This window comes from Saccharothrix sp. S26 (genome assembly GCF_021390395.1).
Lineage (GTDB): Bacteria > Actinomycetota > Actinomycetes > Mycobacteriales > Pseudonocardiaceae > Actinosynnema.
On the sequence record NZ_JAJUWT010000030.1, the window covers coordinates 20,774 to 45,452 of the forward strand.

Below are 24,679 nucleotides of genomic sequence, written 5' to 3' on the forward strand. Positions count from 1 at the left end.
GGATCCCCAGGCGGCGGAAGGGGTTGCTCGCGGTGCTGGTCAGCGCACGCCGGCGATCAACTGGCGGACCTTGCGGTTGACGCCCACGGCCGCCATGCCGTAGTTGGCGAGCACCACCGTGGTCCACCCGGAGTCGGGGAACCAGTCCACGTTGGTCGACACGCCCCTCGCGCCGCCGTTGTGGCCGTTGATCCGCTGCCCGTTGAGGTAGTGCGTGCTCGGCCCGTACCCCTCGAAGAACGTGTTGTCCGCCGCCATCGGCCACTTCGGGCTCGCCGCGAGGTGCACGTACGCCGCTGAGTGCAACCTGTTCCGCTGGAACGCGTTCGCGTAGCGCACCAGGTCGGCGGCGCTCGCGAACGCGCCGCCCGCCGGGCTGCCGAGCAGGCCGGCGTCGAACAGGTGGATCACCTCGGTCCACGTGCCGCCGTCGAGCTTGTCGTAGGGGCGGGCCGTGCGGCGGTCCTCGCGCCACTGGGCGGCGGTGGGGAAACCGGCGGTAGCCATGCCGGCCGGCGCGAACACGTGCTCGCGCACGTAGTCGTAGTAGCTGCGCCCCGACAGCTCGGCCACGATCGCGCCCAGCACGTAGTAGCCGTCGTTGCTGTAGACGTTCCTGGTGCCCGGGGTGAAGGTCAACGAGAGCCCGCGGAGGTAATCCATCGTGCCGGCGAACATCTCGTCGAGGGTCGTCCACTGGTCCTGGCCGGGCGGGCGCGGCGGGTTGACCGCCGGGCGGCCGAAGCCGGAGGTGTGGGTGAGGAGCTGGTGCACGGTGACGGACTCGGCGACCTCGGGTCGGAGACCCGACAGGTACGCCTTGAGGGGCGTGTTGTAAGCCAGCCGACCCTGCTCGGCGAGCTGGTGGATGGCGGTCGCGGTGAAGAGCTTGGTGATCGAGCCGAGGTTGAACACCGTGTCCGGGCCGTTGGGGATGCCCCGTGCCTTGTCCGCCATCCCGTGCGAGCGGGCCAGGACGGTCCGGTCGCCCTGGCTCAGCAGCACGGTGCCGGAGAACGCGTCCTGTTCGGCGAGCTGGGCGAGGTACCGGTCGAACTCGCCACCCGGCCGGAGGCCGTCGGGGATCCGGCCCGACTCGGTGGCGGCCCGCGCGGGGCCGGCCCCCAGGAGCGCGCTGGCGGCCAGCGGGCCGACGCCCAGCGCGGCGAGCACGGTGCGGCGGGACGCGCGGGTCGGCGAGGTCTCGGTGCGGTCGGGCCGCGGTGCGTGGTGCGTTGTCATGGCACCCGAGCGTGCCCGGCGCCGGTCAGGATCTTGTCAGGATCGGGTGGTGGTGGCGTTTTCACAGCCGGTCCACAGGTCCGTGGGCGAGACTCCCCGCCATGCCGGCACGCATCCTGGTCGCCGAGGACGATCGCAAGCAGGCGGCGCTGATCCGCCGCTACCTCGAACGCGAGGGGCACGAGGCCGCGGTGGTGCACGACGGGCGGGCCGCGCTCGACCACGCGCGCAGGCGCGTACCGGACCTGGTGCTGCTCGACGTCGTGCTGCCGGGCGTGGACGGCCTGGACGTGTGCCGGTCGTTGCGGTCCGAGCACGACGTCCCGATCATCATGCTGACCGCGCGGGCCGGTGAGGACGACCTGCTGCTCGGCCTCGCGCTCGGCGCGGACGACTACCTCACCAAGCCGTACCGGCCGAAGGAGCTGGTCGCCAGGGTGGCCGCGGTGCTCCGGCGCGCCGCCCGCGCCGCGCGGGCCGAGCCGGAGCGCTACCACGTCGGCGACCTGGTCGTGGACCTCGCCCGCCACGAGGTCCGCGTCGGTGGCCGGCCGGTCGACACCACGCCGGGCGAGTTCGCCGTCCTGGCCTGCCTCGCGGCCGCGCCGGGCCGGCCGTTCACGCGCCGGCTGCTGCTGGAGCGGGTCGGCGGGTTCGGCCGGGACGTCACCGACCGCACGATCGACACGCACGTGCTGAACCTGCGCCGCAAGGTCGAGCCGGTCCCCAGCCGACCGCGGTACCTGCTGACCGTGTTCGGCGTCGGCTACAAGCTGGTCGAGCCGCCCGAGGAGGAGACCGGCGGTGCGCCGTAGCCTGCGGTCGAGGCTGGTCGGGCTGTCGTCGGCGGTGGGGGTGCTCGCGGTGGGCGCGACCGCCGTGCTCGTCACCTGGGGCAGCCGGCCGGCCGTCGACGCGTCGTCGCTGTCGACCGACAGCGACATCCTCGCCCACCTCTACACCTACGCCAACGAACACCGCGACTGGGACGGCGTCGAGGCGCTGGTGCGGGAGCTGGCGGAGCGGACCGGCCGCCGGATCGCGCTGGCCGCGCCCGGTGGCGAGCCGTTCGTCGACTCGGCGGCGCTGCTGCGGACCGGGGCCGCCGGTCTGCCGCCGGCCCCGGTGGCGACGGTCGACGCGACCAGGCCGCCGCCCGGCGTCGGTGGGGCGAAGCCGAACGTCGTGGTGCGGGAACCGTCGCTCGGCGTGGACGTCGGGTTCTACGTCTGGCAGCTCACCGAGCAGGAATCGCGGCAGCGGCAGGAGTACGTCAACAGCGCGCTCGACTGCGTGCGGCGGACCGCCGGGGAACGCACGCGTCCCCACCGGCAGATCAGCGAGCGTGCCGGGGGCGCGCCGGCGGACCCCTGCCTGCCCGCCGAGCTGTCCGCGCCCTCGGCCGCCACCCGTGCGCTCGACGAGCGCGTCGTCGACCTGGCCGTGCCGTGCCTGACCGAGCACGGGCTGGCGTTCGAGGTCGTGACGGGTTCGGCCGGTGCACGAGCGCTGCGCCCCCGACAGGCCGTGAGTCCACAGTGGAACGAGTGCGTGGACGACGCGCGGGCCCGGGCGAAACGACCGCACGTGGCCGTGCCCGCGGACCTGTACCTCGGCGAGAGCGACCGGTTCGACCCGTTCTCGCCGGACGGCCGGTGGCGGACCGCGGCGGCGGTGGTGGCCGTGCTGCTCGTCGCGGTGGCGGTCGCGGTGCCGGCCGGGCGGCGGCTGGCGCACCCGATCGGCGTGCTGACCGTCGCGGCGCGGCGGCTGGCCGACGGCGACCGCGCGACCCGCGTCCCGGTGCGCGGCGACGACGAGGTCACCCGCCTCGCCACCGCGTTCAACACGATGGCCGACGCCCTCGCGCGGACCGACGAGCGACGCCGGGCGCTGGTCGGTGACGTGGCCCACGAGCTGCGCACCCCGCTGGCCAACCTCCGCGGCCACCTGGAGGCGGTGCGGGACGGGGTCCTCGCGGCGGACCCGGCGCTGGTCAGGTCGCTGCTGGAGGAGCAGGAGCTGCTCGAACACCTCGTCGCCGACCTGCACGACCTGGCGCTGGCGGACGCGGGGGCGCTGCGGGTCCACCCGGAGGAACGCCAGGCGGCCGACCTCGCCGAGCAGGCCGTCACCGCCCACCGCGCGCGGGCCGTGGCGTCGGCGGTGGACCTGCGCGTCGAGGCGGGTGACCGGCCCCTGCTCGTGCACGCCGACCCGGCCCGGCTGCGCCAGGCGCTGGGCAACCTCGTGTCCAACGCGATCCGGCACACCCCGCCGGGCGGCAACGTGGTCGTCGCGGTGCGCGCCCACCCCGACGCCGTGGAGTTCACCGTGACCGACACCGGGTCGGGCATCCCCGCCGCCGACCTGCCCCACATCTTCGACCGCTTCTACCGCGCCGGCGCCACCGGCGGCAGCGGCCTGGGCCTCGCCATCGCCAAGCACCTGGTCGAAGCCCACTCCGGCACCCTCACCGCCGAGAGCACGCAGGGCACCGGCTCCACCTTCGCGATCCGCCTGCCGAAGCCGCCGACCGCCGGCCCGACGTGCCGGCCGGGTGCTGCCGTCGAGTGATGCCTCGTTCGACAGGGTGACCTGCTCTCCTCATCTCGAACCGATACGACGGCGCCGGAGAAGGCACGGATCCCGAGCATTCGCCCCATCGATCTGTGGCTCCAGCGGTCGGCAGGTTTCGCGTTCGACGCGCAAATCATCGACACCGCCCTGTGCGGCAGCGAACCGCATGTATCACCATTCATCGGTGCGCAACAGAATGTAGTCGACTGGTGACCGGTCGTCCGACTGCGTCGGCGTCGCTCCAGCGGCATTGACTTCGCGCGTCCGGTACGCCGGGGTGCGGGACGCGGACGTCGGCCGTTGGCAAGGCAACTGTCGTCGTTTCGTGACGCCGCGTTCTGCTAACGACTCGCGGCGACAGGCGATGAATACGGCATCGACTGTCCATCTCGCCGTGCGGAGGGAGGAGGAAGTCGTGACCACGCTGTCCGGTATCGGAATCGTCGCACCGCCCGACCATCACGACCTGATGTGCACGATCGCCGACTTCCTGGCGCACAACGGCGTGGAGGTGCAGCCTGACGTGGCACTCGCCGAGACGTGCGTGGTGCTGGTGACGTCGAAGCTTCTCGAAGTATGGGCGCAGCGCCCCGGTCTCGCCGACAAGCGCCTGGTCCCGCTCGCGATGGAGCGCGGGCCCCGGTATCCAGTGCCAGAGGCAGTGGCAGCGATCAACTGGACGTTCTGGGAGCCCGACAACCCGGAAGCGTCGCTCGCGACCCTGCTCGTCGCCGTGTCCACCCGGCAGGGCGAATGGCGCACTTTGCGCGGTCTGCGTGTCGAGGCAAATGCGTGGCATGAGGCCGATCGCAGTCCCACCCTGCTGAACTCCGAACTGCCCAGGGCTTTGGAGTACAAGGATGTGCTGGAGAGCCTGCGCCAGGCGATCGACAAACGCGAGGACTTCGACAAGCTCGAGGAGTTCGTGACCGCGTCCATCGTGGTCGCCACCACCAAAGCGAGAAAACAACGGCGGCGGTGGCTGACGGTCGTGGCCGCTCTGGTCGTGGTCGGCGTCATCACGGCCGTACTGATCCCGGTCGTGCAGAACGCGGGGCGCACCAACCGGAACGCGATCGTGACCAGCGGTGAGGACACGTTGGCACGTGAGTACCCGGAGTGGTCCGCCCTGCTGTCCGGAGCCCAGTTGCTCAACGGCACCGAGGAACAGCGGCAATTGGCGAGGTTGACCCTGAGACGCAGCCTGGCGGCTGAGTGGTCGCTCGGTTCGATCGACCTCGGCCCGGGGCGATCGCTGGAGGCATCGACGCCCCTGTCGGGCCTGCGTTCCGCCGTTGCCCTGTCCTACAGCACTCAGGAAGGCAGGTCGAGCCTGGTCGGCACAGAGGTGAAGACCGGGCGGTTGACCTGGCGGGTGCAACTGCCGGGGGAGTACCTCTACTTCGACACCCCTGCGGACGAGAGCGTCGTCGTGGTGGGTGGTCCGGCGGGCATCGGTGTGTTCGACCTTCGGGACCACAGCTTCCGGAAAGCGGCTTTCGGTTCGGAGCCGTGGTGGGTCGCGGCGCTCGACGCACACCGCGCCGTCGTCGTGGACCGAGAGCTGCGTGCGCACGTGGTGGACCTCGACCCCGGAGGCGGGTCCCGGGCCACCGGCGATTACGACGACCGGGTGCTGGACGTGCAAGCCACGGAGGACGGTGGGGTGAGGGCGCTGATCCGCCGACGACCCGGGGAGTATGCGGTCGTCGACGCGACCACCGGCGGAGTTCTCGCCACGGGCGCGGTCCCGGAGCCGCTGGCGACTGCCGGCGGTGTCGCTGCCGACGAGGTGGCGGCGTTCGTCGTCGGTGCGGACCACCAGGTGTGGCGCCTCGCGCCGAACGAACAGGCCACCCCGACCGGTGTCGCCGTGAGCGACCGCACCACCTTGATCCGCAGCGGTCACGCAGGCCGGATCGTCGTGGGCGGTGAGGCTCAACGGCCCCGGGTCGTGCAGCTCCCGTCCGGGGTGGAGCTCGGTGTGGTGTGCCGGGAAACGCCTCTGATCAAGGACATCCGGGTGACCCACGACGGTGCGGCGGTGTCGTGCGTCGGTCCCAGGCAGAACTCCCTGTGGTCCCTGCCGTCGGGCCCTACTCCGGTCGTTTCGGACTACGCCGACGATGGTCACCTGCTCGATTTGCTCCGGGAGCGAATGCACGGCTGTTGGAAAGAGACGCAGATCGAGAACCTGGACGCGGACACTCGGGCGAGCCTCGGTGTGCACCTGTGCGGCCCTGTGCCGGCCCCGAGCGGGAGGTAGTCGTGCACCACGTGTTCATCTCATACAGCCGCCGTGACGAGGGCTGGGTGTTCGACCTGCGTGCGGTGCTGGCGGAACGGGAAGTTCGCACGTGGTTGGACCAGCGGGACATCTCCGTCAGCGTGCCGTGGATCGACGAGGTGACCGAGGCGATCGAAGACGCGACGTTGTTCCTCGTGTGTGATTCGCCGTTCTGGGCGACCTCGGGACCGTGCGCCGCGGAGGACGCAGTCGCGGCCGGTTCGGGGACGGCGCGGGTCGTCGTCACGGTGGGACAGCGGGTCCATGACGTGGCGACCGAGGTCATCGCCGCACTGCGCACTGTGCCGGCGGAGTCGTACCCGCTACGAGAGCTTCACGCGCAAGCGCGCGCTTGGCACGCGGCAGGCCGCCCCAACCGACTGCTCGCTTCCAAGGAACAGCACGTCCGCAGCGGGTCTCACGTTGCCGTGGCCGCTCCGCTCGACCGCGCGTTCCTCGCGGCGAGCTCGCGACGGCACACGCGCCGCAGGGCCGCGTTGTTCATGGGCGTACTGATCGCGGTGGTCGCCGTGCTGTTCGGCGTGCTGCTCGTGGTCGTGCGGTCGACTGTCGAGAGGAACAACGCACAGCAGGCCGCCGCGTACCGGAGGGTGCTGCAAGCCAAAGCCGAGATCGCGCGCGACCCGTACCGAGGGCTGCGCATCGCGAGTGGCCTGGGAGACAACGAGTCCGCCATCCAGGCCGACCTGCTGCGAGGTGTGCTGGCCACTCCGGTGCCCGACGACGCGTTCGACCTGCCTGTCCCCGCTGCCCGCTTCGCGACCACTCCGATCGGTGCCGACGTCTCGGTGGAGGACGTCAGCCACGGCGTGTGGTCGCGTGCCGCGTCGGCAGGGGAACGGCGAACCGCCAACCAGGGTCCAGCGGGAACGGGCCGTGCCTCCTCGCCTTACACCGTTTCACTGGATGGTGAGGTCGTGACGGTGTGGTCGGAAGGCAAGGTCCACCGCAAGGTCCAGGTCTCCGGTGCGCGTCCGGTTTTCGCCGTGTCCCCGGATGCGCGCTGGCTGGCCGTCGGCTCCGGTTCGGGAGCGTCGGTCGTGGACGTCGAGGCCGGGGCTCTGCGCCGCGAGCTGATCGGCGCGCCGGTCGAGGTCGCCGACCTGGCGTGGTCGGCTGATGGCACTCGGCTGTGGGCCGCGGCGGGCACCAAGGTCGTCTCATGGCGGTGGACGACCGGCGCGGTGTTGGTGAACGAGCCGAGGAGCTGGTTCCAGGGCGTCCTCCCGGCCCGCTCCGGCGATCACGCGTGGCTCGTCGAACGGTTGGGCACCCTGCGGTTGGTGTCGCTCAGGGACGGGACGATCACGCGTGAAATCCATGTGGACGACACGGTGGTGGCAGTAGGGGGCAACGCAACCACGGCAGTGATCCGCGGGCTCGCCGGCAACTGGCTCGTGGACCTGGGGGACGGAAGTGCCCGGCGTTTCGAGTTGCCGGCAAACTGCGGGGCACGCGCCGGGAACCTGTCGCTGGACGCTGACGTGGCACTTCTCCCATGTGACGACTCGGTCGCCGTTGTTTCCCTGGCGGACGGCCGAATCGCACGAACCGTGCACGTGACCGGACATGGTCCGGGAGCCGCGACGATCACGGGCCGCGGTGACATCGTCATCGGCGGCCGCGACGGAGAGGTCTACTGGATCGAGCACGGATCGGATGCCGTGCGCACACTCATGACGAACCTCTGCGGCGTGAGCATGACAGCTGTCCTCGTTCCTCAGGAGGAAGACCGCATCGCTCCGATCGGCGTGGGATCAGCGCAGATCGGCTGCTCCCGGGTGGCGCGGATGATCGACGGTGACTGGGAGTGGAACACCAACGTGGGTGCCGCACCCACCGAAGGCACCCGCCCGTCGCTCACTCTCGCCGCCCTGTCGGGCACGTTCAGCCCATCGGGCTTCGCTTTCGCCGTCGGTTACGCCGATGGCTCGGTGGTGATACAGCCCTCGGACAACCTCGCGCCGATCGTGACCGTCCAGGATGTCGCAGGCGGCGTGCGCTCGATGCTGCTCATCGAAGACACCCTTTACGTCGCCTCCCGCGCCGGCATCTTGCAGGCGATACCGTGGTGCGAAAAATGCCTTTCGAACGCTGCTCTGGCTCAACAAGCAGCCGGTGCGTTCAGTCGCGCAACCGCTCTCGGTCTTGGTGGCAACTGAATCATCTTCGAGGTTCGGCATTGGTCGACGGCGGCGGACCGTGTTCTCGAATGTGTCGTAACCGGATTTCGATGGCGGCGAAGTGACGGGGAAAACTGCAGATTCGATGACCTCGGAATCGTCGCGTGCGACGCCCGACAACTCCCGTGGCGAAGTCACCCGACCCGCTGCCGTGCGGAACACCATCGGGCTGCGCACAGCGTTGCGTGCTGCCAGGTCAGCGTCGTCGACCACGTCGGTGCTTCGATCACCGCAGGTGGCCGGAGTGTCCGCATGACAGCCGGATCGTGACCGTCCGAGGACCGGGCCGCGTCGGGTGTGCGCACGGCGTGGTACCGCTGTTTGGGCAGGTCAGAGGGCATTTACTTGATCTTTGAAGTGCTCTGACAAGAAGTTGACACTGAGCTGGATGAACGCGGCGGGGGGTTCGTGCTTTCGTCGAGAGGAGTCGTCACGGCGGTGATCGAGGAGGCGGGATGTTGAGTAGGCGCGGGTTCTTGGGGGCGGGGTCTGCCGCACTTGTCCTCGGGCTCGACCTCGCCGGTTCACGGTGGGTCACGGCGGCGGAGGCGGAGAGCGTGCCGTCGTTCCACCGGCTGCCGCCGCTGGACGGGGAACTCGTGCTCGACGACGACGCGCGCACGGCGGTCGCCACCGACCTGGGCAACCTCGTGCACCGCAAGCCGCGCGCGGTCCTGCGGCCGGGGTCCACCGCCGACATCGCGGCCGTGGTGCGGTTCTGCGCCGAGCACGGCGTCAGCGTGGCCACGCGCGGGCAGGCGCACACCACCAACGGCCAAGGGCTGTCGGCCGGCCTGCTCATCGAGAACCGGCACCGCGCTCGCGTGCTCTCCGTCAACGACACCTCGGCCGTGGTCGAGTCGGGCATCACGTGGAAGGAGCTCACCAAGACCACCTTCGCGCGGACGGACCGGCGCACCCCGCCCACGCTCACCGCCTACACGGGGCTGTCCGTCGGCGGCACGCTCTCGGTGGGCGGCATCGGCGGCCTGGTCGGCGGGCTGCGCAGCGGCCTCCAGGTCGACCACGTGCGCGAGGTGGAGGTCGTCACCGGGACCGGCGCGGTCGAGCGGTGCTCCGCGACGCGCAAGCCCGACCTGTTCCACGCCGTGCTCGGCGGGCTCGGCCAGTGCGGCGTCATCACCGAGGTCACCCTGGACCTGGTGCCCGCCAAGGAGAACGCGCGCACCTACGCCCTGGAGTACCGCGACACCGCGGTGTTCGCCCGCGACCTGCGCACGCTCGTCGAACGGCCCGGCGTCGACCACGTCTACGCCGAGCTGTTCCCGCCGGGCACCGACGCCACCTACAAGATCTACGCGACGGCCTTCTTCGACCGCACCCCGCCCGACGACGCGACCCTCACCCGCGACCTGGGCACCACGCCGCAGGTCACCGACGCGGGCTACCTGGACTACGTCTTCACCATCGACAACGCCATCGACGAGCTGAGCGAGACGATGGGCTGGGACCGGCTCCTCAAGCCCTGGTACGACATCTGGCTGCCCGGGTCGACCTTCGAGCGCTACCTCGCCGAGGTCGTGCCCACGCTGACCCCGAGGGACATCGGCCCGTACGGCGCGGGCCTGATCTACCCGCAGCGGCGCTCGCTGGCCACGAGGCCCTTCCCCCGGCTGCCGAAGCCGGACGCGACGGGGTGGGCGTTCGTGCTCGACATCAACACCGTGGCCTCGCAGGCGGGACCGGACCCGGCCTTCGTCGAGGAGATGCTGGCCCGCAACGCGCGGATGTTCGCCCGCGCCCGCGACGCGTTCGGGGCCACGCTGTACCCGATCGGCTCGGTGCCGTTCACCGCCCGGGACTGGCGGCTCCAGTACGGCGAGCGGTGGCAGGCGTTCCTCGATGCCAAGCGCCGCTACGACCCGAAGGGCGTGCTGACCCCGGGGCCGGGCATCTTCGCCTAGGCCGTCGCGGTCCACGGCAATCCGGCCTCGCTGCGACCAACACCGGCGACGAAGGGGAAACGGTGAACCGACCGGACATCGCGATGAAGTTCAACCACATCGCCATCCAGACCGACGACGTCGACGCGACCATCACCTGGTACCGGGAGTTCCTCGGCACGACCGTGGAGTGGGAGCTCGACACCTTCTCCGAGCTGACCCACGCCCGCCTGCCCGGCATCAAGCGGCTCGTCGAGCTGCGCGCCGGGGACGTGCGGCTGCACGTGTTCGACCGCACCGACCACAGCCTGCGCGGCCCCGGCGAGCGCGACTACCAGTTCCAGCACGTCGGCATCCTCGTCGACGACCCGCGGGAGCTGGTGCGGTTGCGCGAGCAGTGGCTGCGCGCACGGGAGGCCACCGACCTGAAGTGGCTGCGCGACGACCCGCCGTCGGAGATCGTCACCGACGCCGACGGCATGCAGAGCCTCTACGTGCTGGACCCCAACGGCCTGGAGTTCGAGTTCCTGTACCTGCCCGGGGCGGCGTCGTGACCCGGGGCGGGCTGCGCACCGGGCCGCGCCGGGAGCCCGCCCGCGCGCTGCAACCGAGGCTGCTGTTCCTGCCCCCGGCGGGCGGCCCCTACGCCGAGGACGGGCGCGACCGCTTCGCCGCGCGGCCCGCCGACCTGGACGGGCTGCCCGGCTACCAGGTGTTCGGCGCGCGCCCGGTCGAGGCCCGGAGGCTGTTCTGGTACCGCTGGATCGCCGGGCACCAGATCTCGTTCTCCCTGTGGCGGGTCATCTCCGACATCGTGCTGCGGCACGGCGACGACGCGCCGTCCGAGCGCGAGATCGACACCCTCGTGGCGTGCGTCGACGGCTACAGCGCGATGCTGCTGTACTCCTCCACCGTTCCGCGCGAGCACTACCACGCCCACCTCCGGCCGAGGATGGCGTTGCAGCACCCGGCGTTCAGCGGCGCGTGGGCCCCGGACTACCGACCCGTCCGCCTGCTGCTGCGCGGCAGGTTCGGATGGCAGGCGGACAGGTCCGGCAGCGCGCTCGCCGACGCGGTGGACCGCAACCACCGCACCCACGACCACATCGCCGACCACTTGGTGCCCGACGGCAAGTCGTTGCTGCAGAAGACGGCGGGGGTCACCAAGGCCGGTGTCACGCCGGACAAGGAAGACCTGTACGACAACTTCTTCCTGACGATCCGCCGCCCGGTGAGCCACGCCGAGTTCCTGGCGCAACTGCGGGAGCGCGTGGTGGAGCTGGCGTCCGACCTGGCCGAGAACGGGCTGTTCCCGGAGGTCGACGGCCGACACCACCCGGTGGTCACCAGCAGGTCGGACCCGGTGATGCGGCCGCTGATCACCGACGTCGTCACGGCGGTGGCCCGGGCCACCCGGCTCGCGGCGGACGTGCGCGAAGAGGTGCGCGCATGAGGCACGGCGTCGTCCTGCTGCCCGAGCACGAGTGGAAGACCGCGGCGGGCCGCTGGCGCGCGGCCGACGCCCTCGGCTTCCACCACGCCTGGACCTACGACCACCTCATGTGGCGGTGGTTCGCCGACCGCCGCTGGTACGGCTCCATCCCGACCCTCGCCGCGGCGGCCGCGGTCACCGACACCATCGGGCTCGGCCTGCTCGTGGCCACGCCGAACTTCCGGCACCCCGTGGCGCTGGCCAAGGACCTGGTCACCGTGGACGACATCGCCCGGGGCAGGCTGGTCTGCGGGCTGGGCGCGGGCGCGCCCGGCCACGACGCCCGCCTGCTCGGCCAGGCCCCGCTGGGGCCGCGGGAACGGGCCGACCGGTTCGCCGCGTTCGTCGACCTGCTGGACCGGGTGCTGGTCGAGGGCGACGTGGACGAGCGCAACCCCTGGTACACCGCGGCGGGCGCCACGTTCCACCCGCGCGCGGGCACGGGCGAGCGGCTGCCGTTCGCCGTGGCCGCCGCCGGGCCCAGGGGCATGGACCTCGCCGCCCGGCACGGCCGCTACTGGGTGACCTCGGGGCCGCCCAACGACTTCGAGCCCAAGCCGCTGCGCGACGTGCTGCCCGTGCTCAGGCGCCAGCAGGCGGCCGTGGACGCCGCCTGCGAGCGGGCGGGCCGGGATCCGGCGACGCTGCGGCGGCTGCTGCTGGCCGACGCCGCCGTCGGCGGGGTCACCGCGTCCCTCGCCGCCTACGAGGACGCGGTGGGCGAGCTGGCCGACGCGGGGTTCACCGACCTGGTCGTGCACTGGCCGCGCCCCGACCACCCCTACCAGGGCGACGAGGAGGTCCTGGTGCGCTTCGCCGAGAAGCACCTGGCGGGTGCGCCGTGACGTCGACCAGGACCGGGGTGGTGATCGTCGACATGTTCGGCGTGCGGCCGGGCCGGGGGAGCGCCTTGGACGTGCTCCTGGCCGAACCCGAAGTCGACGCGAACGCCGCCGCCGCGCACGCCCGCGGGTCCGCGGCCGACGAGACCGTGCTGGTCACCGGCCACGACCGGGCGGGCCGGACCTTCGGGACGCGGGTGTTCAACTCCGGCGGCGAGACGCCGTTCGCCACGCACTCGCTGGCCGGTGCGGCCGCGTGCCTGGTCCGCCGGGGTCTGCTCGAGCCCGGTGACGTCGAGCGGGACTCCGACACCGGGCGGCAGCGGCTGTGGACCGACGGCCACGAAGTGCGCGTGCCCCTGGCGGGCCCGGCGGTGTTCGAGCGGGTCGGCCGCCTCCCGGGTGGCCTCGCGTCCCTCGGCGCGGCGGTCACCGCGGGCGTGGGCCGGGGGTTCACCCTGGTCCGGGTCGCGGACGACCCGCTCGCCCCACCCGTGCCGGACCTGGCGCGGCTGGACCGGACCGACCTCACGCTGTTCGCCTGGGACGCCGGTCGCGCCGAGGTGCGGGCCCGGGTGTTCGCGCCCGGCTTCGGCATCCCCGAGGACGCGGGCTGCCTGCCGGTGGCCGCCGCGCTGGCCCTGGCCGCCGCCACCCTCGACCCGGCCGCGCGCGAGGCGCCGATCGTGGTCCGGCAGGTGACCGGTCGGGGCACGGAGTCGGTGTTCACCTGCACCGCCGCGGTGCGCGGTGACGCGGCGCGGGTGCGCGTGGACGGGCGGGTGTGGATGGCAACGGACGACGAACGGGGAGGGACCACGTGACAACCCGACCGGAGGTCTGGGGCAGCCGGGGCGCGGTGTCCTCGACGCACTGGCTGGCCAGCTCGGCGGGCGCGGCGATGTACGACCAGGGCGGCACCGCCGCCGACGCCGCGGTGGCCGCGGGCCTGGTGTTGCAGGTCGTCGAACCGCACCTCAACGGGCTCGGCGGCGACGTCACCATCCTGGTCCGCGACGCGGACACCGGCCAGACGACGGCGGTGTGCGGCCAGGGCCCGATGCCCGCGACCGCCACCATCGAGCACTACCAGGGGCTCGGCCTGGACAGCGTGCCCGGCAGCGGCCTGCTGGCGGCGACGGTGCCCGGCGCGTTCGGCGCGTGGATGCGGCTGCTGGCCGAGCACGGGAGGCTGCCGCTGCGCACCGTGATGGAGCCCGCCATCCACTACGCCGAGACCGGCGTGCCGCTGCTGCCCAAGGCCGCGGAGATGATCGCCGCCGTGCGGCCCGTCTTCACCGGCCACTGGCACGAGTCGGCGCGGGTGTTCCTCGACCGGGACGGCGCCGCGCCGCGGGCGGGGCAGCGCTGGGCCAACCCGGACCTGGCCGCCACCTACCGGCGGCTGCTGGCCGAGGGCGAGGCGCGCGGCAAGTCCCGCGAGGGCGTGGTCGAAGCGGCGAGCGACGCCTTCTACCGCGGGTTCGTCGCGGAGGTCGTCGACGGTTACGTCACCCGGCGCGCCGAGCTCGACGCCACCGGCGAGGCGCACGCGGGGCTGCTGACCGGGCAGGACCTGGCCCGGTGGTACCCCGAGGCGGAGGCCACGGTGTCGCTGGCCTTCGGCGACCGGGTCGTGCACAAGGCGGGCCCGTGGAGCCAGGGACCGGTGTTCCTGCAGCAGTTGGCGCTGCTGGCGGACCTGGACCCGCGCACGGAGTTCCTCGGCCCCGACCACGTCCACCGCGTCACCGAGGTCGCCAAGCTCGCCTTCGCCGACCGCGAGGCCTGGTACGGCGACCCCCGGTTCGCCGAGGACGTCACCGCGGCGCTGCTCGACCCCGACTACACCCGCGCCCGCGCCCGGCTGCTGGGCGACACCGCCTCGCTGGACCTGCGGCCCGGCGCGGTGGCCGGCCGTCCGGCACGCCTGCCGGACCTGCCGCTGGTGGAGCTGGCGGCGACCGAGCCGCCGTGGCTGGTGCAGCTGCGCGAAGGCGTCCCCGTCACCGTGCAGATGGCGTTGACGGCGACGCAGACCAGCGGAGACACCTGCTGCACGACGGCGGTCGACGCCCGGGGCACCCTGGTGGCCGCCACACCCAGCGGCGGGTGGCTCAAGAGCTCACCCGTGCTGCCCGGCCTCGGCTTCCCGCTGGGCACCCGGGGCCAGATGGCCTGGCTGGACGCCGGGCACCCCAACGCGCTGGCGGGCGGCAAGCGGCCGCGCACCACGCTCAGCCCGACGATCGTCGAGCGCGACGGCCGGGGCGAGCTGGCGTTCGGCACCCCCGGCGGCGACCAGCAGGACCAGTGGACGTTGCACGCGTTCCTGGCCCACACCGTCTTCGGGCTCGGCTTGCAGGAGAGCGTGGACGCCCCGGCGTTCCACACCGACCACGTCCCGACGTCCTTCGCGCCCCGCCGCGCCGCACCCGGCACGGTCACGGTCGAAGCCGGTGTGGGGCAGCGGACGGTCGACGCGCTCGAAGCACGCGGCCACACCGTGAAAGTGGTGGCCGACCGGACCCTCGGCAAGGTGTGCTTCGCCGCCACCGACGAGCCCGGATCCTGCCGCGCCGCGGCCAGTCCTAAAGGGAACCAGGCGTACGCGATCGCGCGGTGACCGCGAAATCCCGTGCCACGACGGGCACAGCAAATCTTGTAGACGATCTGACAGTCGCTTGATGGTGCCGGGCCGGCGGCCCGGATACGTTGGGAGCAGGCGGTAATTCCCGGAAAGGAGGGTGTTCGGGTGCTCGACGAGCCTGGTACCGGCCGACCGGCGGACTACGCCACCGGGGGCCTGGTGCACCTCAACGGCAACTCCCTCGGGCCGCCGAGGCGCACGTTGGCGGCGGAGCTGACGCGGGTCGTGGACGAGCAGTGGGCGCACCGCCAGGTGCGGGCCTGGTTCCAGGACGGGTGGCTCGACCTGCCCCGCGTGGTGGGCGACAAGCTGGCCCGGCTGCTGGGCGCCGCGCCCGGTCAGGTCGTGATCGCGGGCGAGACGACGTCGACGGTGCTGTTCAACGCGATGGTGGCGGCGTGCAGGCTGCGCGCCGACCGGCCGGTGCTGCTGGTGGAGGCCGAGTCGTTCCCCACGGACCTCTACATCGCCGCGTCGGTCGCCCGGCTGCTGGACCGCGAGCTCGTGGTCGAGACCCGGGACGGCTTCGACCACCACCTGGCGCACCGCGGTGAGGACGTCGCCGTGGCGGTGGCGTCCCCGGTGGACTTCCGCACCGGTGAGCGCCGCGACATCGGCGAGACGACCGCGCTGTGCCACTCGGTCGGGGCGGTCTCGGTGTGGGACCTCAGCCACGCGGCCGGGGTGCTGCCCACCGACCTGGACGCCAACGGCGTCGACCTCGCCGTCGGCTGCGGGTACAAGTACCTCGGCGGCGGGCCCGGCGCGCCCGCGTTCCTGTACGTCGCCGAACGGTTGCAGTCCACTGTGGACTTCCCGTTGACGGGGTGGCACGGTCACGCCGACCCGTTCGCGATGTCGGGGGAGTTCACCGCGGCCGACGGCATCGACCGGGCGCGCACCGGCACGCCGCCGCTGCTGAGCCTCGTCGCCCTCGACCACGCGCTGGACCCGTTGCTGGAGGCCGGGATCGACGCGTTGCGGGCGCGGGCGCGGGAACTGGGGGAGCTGTTCGTGGAGCTGGTCGAGCGCGACGTCCCGGGCGCGGTCCTCGCCTCGCCGCGCGACCCGGACCGCCGGGGCGGGCACGTGGCGCTGCGGATCGCGGGCGCGGACAAGGTCGAGCGCGCCCTGGCCGAGCGCGGCGTCCTGGTCGACGCCCGCCCGCCCGACCTGCTCCGGGTGGCGTTCGCGCCGCTCTGCACCACCCGCGACGACGTGCGCCGCGCCGTCGCGGTGCTCCACGACGTCATCGGTGGTGATGCCGACCCAGCAAGCGACGCCGGAAGGGGAGTGCGATGACCCGGGCGCCCGAGTACGTCTCCTACGCCCAGATGGACAAGCTGCACGAACTGCAGAAGCCGCGCAGCGAGGCCCGGGGCGAGTTGAACTTCATCCTGCTCAGCCACGTCAAGGAACTGCTGTTCCGCGCGATCGCCGACGACCTCGACCACGCCCGCGCGGCACTGGACGAGGACGACGCCGCCGGCGCGTGCCTGGCGCTGTCCCGCGCGACGCGCACCCAGCGGGTGCTCGTGGCCTGCTGGGAGGCGATGAACGGCATGTCGGCCGACGAGTTCGCCGAGTTCCGGCACGTCCTCAACGACGCCTCCGGCGTGCAGTCCTTCGCCTACCGCGCGTTGGAGTTCCTCCTGGGCAACCGCCCGCGCAACCAGGTGGAAGCGGCGCACGACAACGGTCACCCGCTGCTGCGCCGCGAGCTGGCCAAGCCCTCGCTCTACGACGCCGTCCTGGCCTACCTGGCGCGGCAGGGCTACCCGGTGCCGACGGCCTGCCTGGACCGCGCCCCCGCCCGGCAGCACGAGCCGAACGAGGGCGTGGAGGAGGTCTGGCTGGAGATCTACCGCGACCCGGCCAAGCACCACACCGCGCACCGGCTCGCCGAGGCGCTGCTGGAGGTCGCCTACCAGTTCTCGCACTGGCGGGCCACGCACCTGCTCGTCGTCGAGCGCATGCTCGGCGGCAAGAACGGCACCGGCGGCACCGACGGCGCCCCCTGGCTGCGCGCGATCAACGAGCACCGGTTCTTCCCCGAGCTGTGGACGTTCCGCACCCGGCTCTGAGACCGGCGCCGCCCAACCCCTACGACCCGACGAGGAGTGACGTGATGAGAGAGCTCGGACGGGAGATGGCCGCGGGCGCCCTCCGGGAGGCGCGCGAGCGGTGCGCGCAGGACCGGGAGTTCACCCTGAACGGCAGGCGGTGGCACCAGTTGGCCGGTGTCGTCGGCAGCGAGTACAACACCTCCACCGGGTTGTTCGCCGAGTGGCTGCCCTACGAGGGCGCGAAGTCGATGCTGGAGATGGGCTGCGGCTGCGGAGTCGCCGCCGTCACGGCCGCCGCGGCGGGCTGCACCGAGGTCGTCGCCGTCGACATCAACCCGCACGCGGTGGCCAGCGCCCGGCTCAACGCCGAGCGCCACGGCGTGGCCGACCGGGTCCACTGCGTGCAGAGCGACCTGTTCACCGAGGTCGACCCGCAGGCCACGTTCGACCTGGTGTTCTGGAACTCGCCGTTCATCGACCACGACGTGCCCCGCGCCGAGGGGGACTACTTCGCCGACCACTTCTTCGACCCCGGCTACCGGCTGCACGACCGCTTCCTGAGCGAGCTGCCCAAGCGGCTGACCGACCAGGGGCGTGCCTTCCTCGGCTTCAGCGCCGCCATGGGCGAGCTCGACGAGGTCGCCGCCATGGCCCGGCGGCACGGCCTGGAGCTGCGCCCGTTCCGCTCGGAGAGCTTCACGGTGCCGCACGAGGAGATGGGCGCCGCGGAGGTGTTCCGCCGCGCGGCCGACGAGCAGGGCCGGGTCGCCATCGACCTGTCCCTGATGGAGCTGGTCCGATGAGCGAGATCCTGCTCAAGCCCTCCGCCGCGCAGCCGCCGTTCACCGAGCCGCACGTGGCGCCGCGCCAGTGGGAGTACGTGCGCGACGCGCTGGAACAGGGCGCCCTGGACGGCAACGGGCCCTACAGCAGGCAGGCCGCCGCGGTGGTGCGCCGCGTCACCGCCGCCGCCGAGGTGCTGCTGACCCCGTCGTGCACGCACGCGCTGGAGCTGAGCGCGATCGCCCTCGACCTCGAACCGGGCGACGAGGTGATCGTGCCCGCGTTCTCCTACGCGCCGACCGCAGCCGCCTTCGCGTTGCGCGGTGCGCGCCTGGTGTTCGTCGACAGCCACCCCGACACGCTCAACGTCCGCGCCGACCACATCGAGGCCGCGGTGACCGACCGCACCAAGGCGATCGTGGTGCTGCACTACGCGGGCGTGCCGTGCGAGATGGACCCGATCATGGACATCGCGCGGCGGCACGGCCTGGCCGTGGTCGAGGACTCCGCGCAGGCGTTCGGCAGCCGCTACCGGGGCAGGCCGACGGGCAGCTTCGGCCGCTTCGCCGCGTTGAGCTTCCACGCCACCAAGAACGTGCACTGCGCCAAGGGCGGGGCGCTGCTGGTCAACGAGCCCTCCGACCTCGACCGGGCCAAGACCATCCAGGACCGCGGCACCGACCGGCACCTGTACTTCCGGGGCCTGGTCGAGGAGTACCAGTGGGTCGACCTCGGGTCGAGCTACCTGCTCAACGAGGTGCTGGCCGCGCTCCTGGCCGCCCAGCTGGAGACCTTCGACGACGTCCAGGCCCGCCGCGCCCGCTTCTGGGACGGCTACGACGCGACGTTGCCCGAGTGGGCGCGCGAGCACGGCGTGCGGACGCCGCACGTGCCCGCCCACACCACCCACTCGGCGCACCTGTACTACCTGGTGCTGCCCACGCAGGACGCCAAGGCGGGCCTCCTGCGGCATTTGGCAGACCGGGGGCTGACGGCCGCGATCCACTACCTCGCCCTGCACGACTCGCCCGCCGGACGCCGGTTCGGCCGCGAGGGCCCCGGCGGGTGCGCGGTCGCCGGCGACCTGCCGCGCAGGCTGGTCCGCCTGCCGATGCACGCGGGCATGAGCGACGACTACCACCGGCGCGTCATCGACGCGATCACCGGCTTCCACCCCTGACCCCACCACCGACACCGACCGCTGAACGGAGAGACGATGCAGCGCACCCGTGTGACACCGGTCCGGTCCTGCCGGGTCTGCGGCGCCGAGGACTGGCACACCTTCCTCGAGCTGGGCCGCGTCCCGCTGGCCAACTCGTTCGTCACCGACGAGTCGGTCCCCGAGCAGATCTTCCCGCTGGCGCTGATGTCCTGCCGCAGTTGCAGGCTGATGTCGCTGACCCACGTCGTGGACGAGCACGACCTGTACGAGCACTACTTCTACGTCAGCTCGCCGTCGCGCCTGATCCACTGGCACATGGAGGGTCTGGCCGCCCACTACCGCTCCCGGCTCGACCTGGGCCCGGACTCGCTGGTGGTGGAGATCGGCAGCAACAACGGCGACCAGCTGTCGAAGTTCCGCGAGTTCGGCTGCGCGGTGCTGGGCATCGACCCGGCGCGCAACATCACCGCCCAGGCCCGCGCCCGCGGTATCGACACCGTCACCGACTTCTTCACCGCCGAGGTGGCCAAGCGCGTGCGCGCCGGGCACGGCCGGGCGGACCTGATGATGGCCCGGCACGTCATCGCCCACATCGACGACCTGCACGACGTCGTCGCGGGCGTGCGGGAGCTGCTCGCGCCGGACGGGCTGTTCGTCCTGGAGGTGCCGTACCTGGTCGAGCTGATCAACCGCCGCGCGTTCGACACCGTCTACCACGAGCACCTGTCGTACTTCCTGGTCAGCACGTTGCAGCGGCTGTTCGAGCGGTTCGGGATGCGCGTGGTCGACGTCGCGGAGTTCGACGTGCACGGCGGCTCCATCGTCGTGACGATCGCGCACGCCGACTCGCGCCACCGCGTCAACCCCGAGACCGTGGACGCGCGGGTGCGCGCCGAGGAGGAGGCGGGCCTGTTCCGCGACGAGGCCTACGACGGGTTCGCCGACATCGTCGACCGGCTGCGCGCCTCGCTGCGTTCCAGCCTGCTCGACCTGCGGGAGGAAGGGCTGCGGCTGGCGGGCTACGGCGCCTCCGCCAAGGGCGTCACCCTGCTCACCACCAGCCAGGTGCCGCCGGGGTCGCTGGAGTTCTGCAGCGACACCACCCCGGAGAAGCAGGGCACCCTGGTCCCGGGCCTGGGCATCCCGGTGATCTCGCCTGAGGAGGCACGGGAGCGCGAACCCGACGTGTACGTGCTGCTGGCCTGGAACTACCGCGACGAGATCCTGGCCAAGGAGGCGGACTTCCTGGCCAGGGGCGGCAGGTTCTTCATCCCCATCCCCGAACCGCAGCTCGTCGGCGGCGAGCGGGCCGCGATCTCCTCGGCGGCGCGGTCATGACCCCGCGGGCCGATCTCGGGCCGCTGGTGCCGGTGCTGTTCGGCTTCGCGGCCTTCCAGCAACTGCGCGCCGCCGCCGAGCTGCAGTTGTTCGAGTACCTGGTCCAGAACGGGCCGTCGACCACCGAGCAGGTCGCCGACGGCCTGCGGCTGCCGCTCAAGTCGGCCCGCAAGCTGCTGCTGGGCACCACCGCCCTCGGCCTCACCGAGCGGGCGGACGACCGGTACGCGCCCACCGGCGCGCTGCGCGACGCGATCGACGACGGCACGTGGCCGTTGATCCGCAACATCGTCGACTTCCAGCACCGGCTGTCGTACCTGCCCGCCAAGGAGTACGCCGAGTCGCTGCGCACCGGCAAGAACGAGGGGTTGCGTCACCTGCCCGGCACGGGCGCGGACATGTACACCCGGCTGGAGCAGAGCCCGGACCTGGAGAACCTGTTCTTCCGGGGCATGCACTCGTGGTCCGAGCTGACGAACCCGGTGCTGCTGCACGGGGTCGACTACGCCGGGGTGCGGTCGGTGCTCGACGTGGGCGGCGGCGACGCGGTCAACGCCATCGCGCTGGCCAAGGCGCACCCGCACCTGCGGATCACGGTGTTCGACCTGGAGGGCGCCGTCGAGGTGGCCCGGGACAACATCGCCGCCGCGGGCCTGGCCGACCGGCTCGACGTGGTGGTCGGCGACATGTTCGCCGACCCCATGCCCGACGGGCACGACCTGGTCCTGTTCGCCCACCAGTTCGTGATCTGGTCGCCGGAGCAGAACCAGGCCCTGCTCAAGCGCGCCTACGACGCGCTGCCGCCCGGCGGCCGGGTCGCGGTGTTCAACGCCTTCGCCGACGACGACGGCCGCGGTCCGCTCTACGCGGCCCTGGACAACGTCTACTTCACCACGCTGCCGTGCGAGGACTCGACGATCTACGAGTGGCGCGAGCACGAGGAGTGGCTCACCTCGGCCGGTTTCACCGATGTCCGGCGGGTCCGCGGCTCCGGGTGGACGCCGCACGGCGTGCTGCTCGGGAGCAAGCCCGATGCGTGAGCACGACCCGCTGGACCGCGAGTACTCGCCGAGCACGGTCGCCCGCGACCCGGCGGGGACCTTGCGGCGCTACCGGACCCGCGGGGACGAAGCGCGGTCCCGGCTCACCGTGCGCGAGCACGTGCCCTACGGCACGGGCGACGGTGAGCGGTGCCACGTGTTCCCCGCGGGCCCGGCGGCCCCCGCGCTGGTGTTCGTGCACGGCGGGCACTGGCAGGAGTCCGGCGTCGACGACGCCTGCTTCGCCGCCGCGAACGCCGTGGCGCTGGGCATGGCGTTCGTCGCCGTCGGGTACGGGCTCGCCCCGCGGCGGACCCTGCCCGACATGGTCGACTCGGTCGCGCGGGCCATCGCCTGGCTCCACGCGGCCGGGCCCGACCACGGGATCGACCCGGACCGGCTGCACGTGGCGGGCAGCAGCGCGGGCGCGCACCTGCTCGCCGCCGCCCTGGCCCGGCCCACGACCCCGCCGGTGCGCACCGCGTGCCTGCTCAGCGGCCTCTACGACCTGAGCGAGATCCCGCGCACCTACGTCAACGACAAACTGGGGCTCACCGACGGGCAGGCCGCTCGGCTGAGCCCGCTGCGGATGCCGGCGCCGCGCTGCGAGGCGGTGCTGCTGGCCGCCGGGGAGCACGAGACGGCCACCTACCTGCGCCAACACGCCGAGTACGCCGCGCACCTGGCGCGGTCGGGGGTGCCGGTGACCGACGTGGTCGTGCCCGAACGCGACCACTTCGACCTGCCGCTCGACCTGGTGGACCCGACGACCCCGTTCGGCCTGCTCACCACGCGCCACACGGGCGCCACGACCCGGGAGGGAACGGTGACCGGATGAAGTACCTGTTCACGTCCATGCCAGTGCTGGCCCACTTCCTGCCCCTGGTGCCCCTGGCCCAGCAGCTCGTGCTGGACGGCGAGGACGTCCTCGTCGCCACCACCGGCGCGGCGGCCGACGCCGCTCGGCGGGCCGGGCTGACCACCGTCGAGGCGGGTGCCAGGCTCGACGCCAGAGAGCCCTACGACCGCTTGTTGCGCATCATCGACGCAGGCGACGCGGGCAAGGGCCCGGTCGACGAGGACTCGATGCGGCTGCACGGCGAGTACTTCGGCGAGGTCGGCCTGCGGATGCTCGACGACCTGCTCGACATCGGCCGCGCCTGGGGCGCGGACGCGGTGGTCTACCCGGGCATCCACTCGGCGGCCCTGGTCGCCGCCCACCAGCTCGGCGCGGTCGGCGTCCTGCACGGCTACGGCTCGCCGCTGCCGACGTTCGACCCCGCGTTGGCGCACATCCTCGCCTCGCGTGACGACCTGCCGGACCGGGTGCCGGAGGCGGAGGTGGAGATCGACGTCTTCCCGCCGTCGCTGACCAACTTCGCCCAGCTGCCGTGGACCAACGGCGAGCCCGCGCACCGCCTGCGGATGCGCTACGGCTCGTTCAACGGCGCCGCCGACGTCCCGCGCTGGCTGCTCGGCGCACGCGAGGTGCCCCGAGTGGTGCTGACCTGCGGGTCCACCGAGACGCAGGCGCGCGGCGGGCAGACCTACCGGGAGGTGATCGAGGCGCTGGACGGCACGCCGTGCGAGGCGGTGGTGCTCGCGGGCAGCGCGCGGCTGGACCGGCTGCCCGACCCGCTGCCCTCGTGGGTGCGGGTGGAGAAGTGGCTGCCGTTGAAGTTCGCGCTCGACCACTCCGACGCGATCGTGCACCACGCCGGTTCGGGGACCGTGATGTCCTCGATCGCGGCGGGGCTGCCGCAGGTGGGCATCCCGACGCCGGGCACGGTCAGCGTCGGCAACGCGCGCTCGATCGAGGCGGTCGGCGCGGGGACGATGCTCGACCTGGACGCGCTCGACCGGGGTGAGCTGGCCAAGGCCGTGCTGGCCGCGCTGACCTCGCAGGAGCAGAAGGACGCGGCGCTGGCGCTCCAGCGGGAGCTGTGGGACCTGCCGTCGGTGCGGGAGGTCGCCACCCGGCTCGGCGCGATCGTGGGCGAGCGGACCGGGAGGCGGCGGTGAGGGCGGCCGTCGTCGGCGGTGGCCCGGCCGGGCTGATGACCGCGCTGCTGCTGATGCGGCGCGGCGTCGCCCGCGAGGTCACCCTGTGGGAACGCGACCGCGCGGAGCACGCCGGGTTCGGGGTGATCCTGCCGGCGGAGGCCGAAGACCTGCTCCGGCGGGCGTCACCCCGGCTGGCCGACGAGGTCACCGCGCACCTGGTGCGCTGGACCGAGACGACCGTGCGACGCGGCGACGAGAAGTGGACCACGTCCGCGGTGCCGGGCCTGGGCGCCATCGCGCGGGCCACGCTGAACCGGCTGCTGTGGCAGGAGTGCGCCGAGGCCGGCGTGGTGCTGCGCGAGCGCGTCGCACCCCGGCTGACCGCGCTGTCGACCTCCCACGACCTCGTGGTGTGCGCCGACGGCGCGGGCTCGCTCGCCGACCGGTCCGGGTTCGACGTGACCACGCGCAACGTCGGCCCGCAGTACACCTGGCTCGGCCTGGACCGGGCGCTGGACGGGTTGACCTTCCTGACCGCGCCGGCGGCCGACGGCCTCTACCTGGCCCACGCCTACCCGTTCTCCGACCGGGCCAGCACGTTCCTGGTGGAGGGGCCCCGCGCGCTGGACCGGGAAGAGGTCGAGGAGCTGTTCGGGGTGCGGGTGGACACCGGGCCCGCCGGCGACACCTACACCTGGCGCACGTTCCGGGAGCGGACCGTGCGGCCGTGGTCGCTGGACAACGTGGTGCTCGTCGGCGACGCCGCCCACACCACCCACTACTCGATCGGCCACGGCACCCACCTCGCCTTCGCCGACGCCGAGGCGTTGGTCACGGCCCTCGCCGGCGGGGATTCGCCGAGCACGGCGTTGCGCGCCTACGAGGACGGGCGCAGGCCCGAGGTGGAACGGGCCCAGCGGCTGGGTCGGACGAGCGCCGAGTGGTTCACCCGAGCGGCGGAAGAGTTCGACAGACCCCTGCGCGCGTTCGCCATTAGCCTGGTGACGAGAGGCGGCCGCCTGGTGCGCGGCCACGCACCGCAGTCGTCCGCGGCCGTCTGAAACCCCCAACCGGAAGGATGCAGC

Annotated in this window: 20 protein-coding genes; 19 read left to right on the plus strand and 1 reads right to left on the minus strand. The window is 72.6% G+C overall.

The window, feature by feature from the left end; translation table 11 throughout:
• Nucleotides 1-39: 39 nt before the first annotated feature.
• On the minus strand, nt 40-1,242 hold the full coding sequence (locus tag LZG04_RS37170) for a serine hydrolase (RefSeq protein WP_233826213.1): 1,203 nt from the start codon (nt 1,240-1,242) through the stop codon (nt 40-42).
• Between the two features lie 101 nt (nt 1,243-1,343).
• Between LZG04_RS37170 and LZG04_RS37175 the strand changes: the two genes are divergently transcribed.
• The 19 genes from LZG04_RS37175 to LZG04_RS42835 all read left to right on the plus strand — a co-directional run bounded on the left by LZG04_RS37175 (nt 1,344) and on the right by LZG04_RS42835 (nt 24,655).
• A complete protein-coding gene (locus LZG04_RS37175; protein WP_233826215.1) occupies nt 1,344-2,057 on the plus strand; it encodes a response regulator transcription factor in 714 nt (237 codons plus the stop codon).
• A complete protein-coding gene (locus LZG04_RS37180; RefSeq protein ID WP_233826222.1) occupies nt 2,047-3,819 on the plus strand; it encodes a HAMP domain-containing sensor histidine kinase in 1,773 nt (590 codons plus the stop codon). Before LZG04_RS37175 ends, LZG04_RS37180 begins: the two co-directional genes overlap by 11 nt.
• A gap of 418 nt (nt 3,820-4,237) precedes the next feature.
• On the plus strand, nt 4,238-6,088 hold the full coding sequence (locus tag LZG04_RS37185) for a PQQ-like beta-propeller repeat protein (RefSeq protein ID WP_233826224.1): 1,851 nt from the start codon (nt 4,238-4,240) through the stop codon (nt 6,086-6,088).
• Nucleotides 6,089-6,099: 11 nt separating this feature from the next.
• Nucleotides 6,100-8,292, plus strand: coding sequence for a TIR domain-containing protein (locus LZG04_RS37190; RefSeq protein ID WP_308199650.1), 2,193 nt, complete (start codon nt 6,100-6,102; stop codon nt 8,290-8,292).
• A gap of 476 nt (nt 8,293-8,768) precedes the next feature.
• Nucleotides 8,769-10,238, plus strand: a complete 1,470-nt coding sequence (locus tag LZG04_RS37195; protein WP_233826228.1) for an FAD-binding protein — start codon at nt 8,769-8,771, stop codon at nt 10,236-10,238.
• Nucleotides 10,239-10,300: 62 nt separating this feature from the next.
• Nucleotides 10,301-10,771, plus strand: a complete 471-nt coding sequence (locus LZG04_RS37200) for a VOC family protein (RefSeq protein WP_233826230.1) — start codon at nt 10,301-10,303, stop codon at nt 10,769-10,771.
• Complete coding sequence (locus LZG04_RS37205; RefSeq protein ID WP_233826232.1) at nt 10,768-11,670, plus strand: L-tyrosine 3-hydroxylase; 903 nt, start codon at nt 10,768-10,770, stop codon at nt 11,668-11,670. The genes LZG04_RS37200 and LZG04_RS37205 overlap by 4 nt, the downstream gene beginning before the upstream one ends.
• The gene (locus tag LZG04_RS37210; protein ID WP_233826234.1) at nt 11,667-12,554 is read left to right on the plus strand and encodes an LLM class flavin-dependent oxidoreductase; all 888 of its coding nucleotides are present in this window, start codon (nt 11,667-11,669) and stop codon (nt 12,552-12,554) included. The genes LZG04_RS37205 and LZG04_RS37210 overlap by 4 nt, the downstream gene beginning before the upstream one ends.
• Nucleotides 12,551-13,375, plus strand: a complete 825-nt coding sequence (locus LZG04_RS37215; RefSeq protein ID WP_233826236.1) for a PhzF family phenazine biosynthesis protein — start codon at nt 12,551-12,553, stop codon at nt 13,373-13,375. Before LZG04_RS37210 ends, LZG04_RS37215 begins: the two co-directional genes overlap by 4 nt.
• Nucleotides 13,372-15,177 (plus strand): gamma-glutamyltransferase family protein, encoded by a 1,806-nt coding sequence (locus tag LZG04_RS37220; protein WP_233826238.1) that lies wholly within the window; start codon nt 13,372-13,374, stop codon nt 15,175-15,177. Before LZG04_RS37215 ends, LZG04_RS37220 begins: the two co-directional genes overlap by 4 nt.
• Nucleotides 15,178-15,306: 129 nt before the next feature.
• Entirely contained in the window at nt 15,307-16,503 is a 1,197-nt protein-coding gene (locus LZG04_RS37225) for an aminotransferase class V-fold PLP-dependent enzyme (RefSeq protein ID WP_233826240.1), read from the plus strand.
• On the plus strand, nt 16,500-17,285 hold the full coding sequence (locus LZG04_RS37230) for a tryptophan 2,3-dioxygenase (protein WP_233826243.1): 786 nt from the start codon (nt 16,500-16,502) through the stop codon (nt 17,283-17,285). The genes LZG04_RS37225 and LZG04_RS37230 overlap by 4 nt, the downstream gene beginning before the upstream one ends.
• Nucleotides 17,286-17,329: 44 nt before the next feature.
• Nucleotides 17,330-18,070, plus strand: coding sequence for a methyltransferase (locus LZG04_RS37235; protein ID WP_233826244.1), 741 nt, complete (start codon nt 17,330-17,332; stop codon nt 18,068-18,070).
• Nucleotides 18,067-19,230 carry a dTDP-4-amino-4,6-dideoxygalactose transaminase gene (rffA, locus tag LZG04_RS37240; RefSeq protein WP_233826245.1) on the plus strand — a complete coding sequence of 388 codons (1,164 nt, stop codon included), beginning with the start codon at nt 18,067-18,069 and terminating at the stop codon, nt 19,228-19,230. The genes LZG04_RS37235 and rffA overlap by 4 nt, the downstream gene beginning before the upstream one ends.
• A 36-nt stretch (nt 19,231-19,266) precedes the next feature.
• Nucleotides 19,267-20,550 carry a class I SAM-dependent methyltransferase gene (locus LZG04_RS37245; RefSeq protein WP_233826246.1) on the plus strand — a complete coding sequence of 428 codons (1,284 nt, stop codon included), beginning with the start codon at nt 19,267-19,269 and terminating at the stop codon, nt 20,548-20,550.
• Nucleotides 20,547-21,590 (plus strand): acetylserotonin O-methyltransferase, encoded by a 1,044-nt coding sequence (locus LZG04_RS37250; protein ID WP_233826247.1) that lies wholly within the window; start codon nt 20,547-20,549, stop codon nt 21,588-21,590. The genes LZG04_RS37245 and LZG04_RS37250 overlap by 4 nt, the downstream gene beginning before the upstream one ends.
• Complete coding sequence (locus LZG04_RS37255; protein ID WP_233826248.1) at nt 21,583-22,428, plus strand: alpha/beta hydrolase; 846 nt, start codon at nt 21,583-21,585, stop codon at nt 22,426-22,428. The genes LZG04_RS37250 and LZG04_RS37255 overlap by 8 nt, the downstream gene beginning before the upstream one ends.
• A complete protein-coding gene (locus LZG04_RS37260; RefSeq protein ID WP_233826249.1) occupies nt 22,425-23,612 on the plus strand; it encodes a glycosyltransferase in 1,188 nt (395 codons plus the stop codon). Before LZG04_RS37255 ends, LZG04_RS37260 begins: the two co-directional genes overlap by 4 nt.
• Entirely contained in the window at nt 23,609-24,655 is a 1,047-nt protein-coding gene (locus LZG04_RS42835; protein WP_233826250.1) for an FAD-dependent monooxygenase, read from the plus strand. Before LZG04_RS37260 ends, LZG04_RS42835 begins: the two co-directional genes overlap by 4 nt.
• Nucleotides 24,656-24,679: the final 24 nt, after the last annotated feature.

Coding starts and splice junctions, on each gene's coding strand:
- LZG04_RS37170 (WP_233826213.1), bottom strand. CDS start 1,242: ATGACAACGCACCACGCACCGCGGCCCGACCGCACCGAGACCTCGCCG.
- LZG04_RS37175 (WP_233826215.1), top strand. CDS start 1,344: ATGCCGGCACGCATCCTGGTCGCCGAGGACGATCGCAAGCAGGCGGCG.
- LZG04_RS37195 (WP_233826228.1), top strand. CDS start 8,769: ATGTTGAGTAGGCGCGGGTTCTTGGGGGCGGGGTCTGCCGCACTTGTC.
- LZG04_RS37210 (WP_233826234.1), top strand. CDS start 11,667: ATGAGGCACGGCGTCGTCCTGCTGCCCGAGCACGAGTGGAAGACCGCG.
- LZG04_RS37230 (WP_233826243.1), top strand. CDS start 16,500: ATGACCCGGGCGCCCGAGTACGTCTCCTACGCCCAGATGGACAAGCTG.
- LZG04_RS37235 (WP_233826244.1), top strand. CDS start 17,330: ATGAGAGAGCTCGGACGGGAGATGGCCGCGGGCGCCCTCCGGGAGGCG.
- rffA (WP_233826245.1), top strand. CDS start 18,067: ATGAGCGAGATCCTGCTCAAGCCCTCCGCCGCGCAGCCGCCGTTCACC.
- LZG04_RS37245 (WP_233826246.1), top strand. CDS start 19,267: ATGCAGCGCACCCGTGTGACACCGGTCCGGTCCTGCCGGGTCTGCGGC.
- LZG04_RS37250 (WP_233826247.1), top strand. CDS start 20,547: ATGACCCCGCGGGCCGATCTCGGGCCGCTGGTGCCGGTGCTGTTCGGC.
- LZG04_RS37255 (WP_233826248.1), top strand. CDS start 21,583: ATGCGTGAGCACGACCCGCTGGACCGCGAGTACTCGCCGAGCACGGTC.
- LZG04_RS37260 (WP_233826249.1), top strand. CDS start 22,425: ATGAAGTACCTGTTCACGTCCATGCCAGTGCTGGCCCACTTCCTGCCC.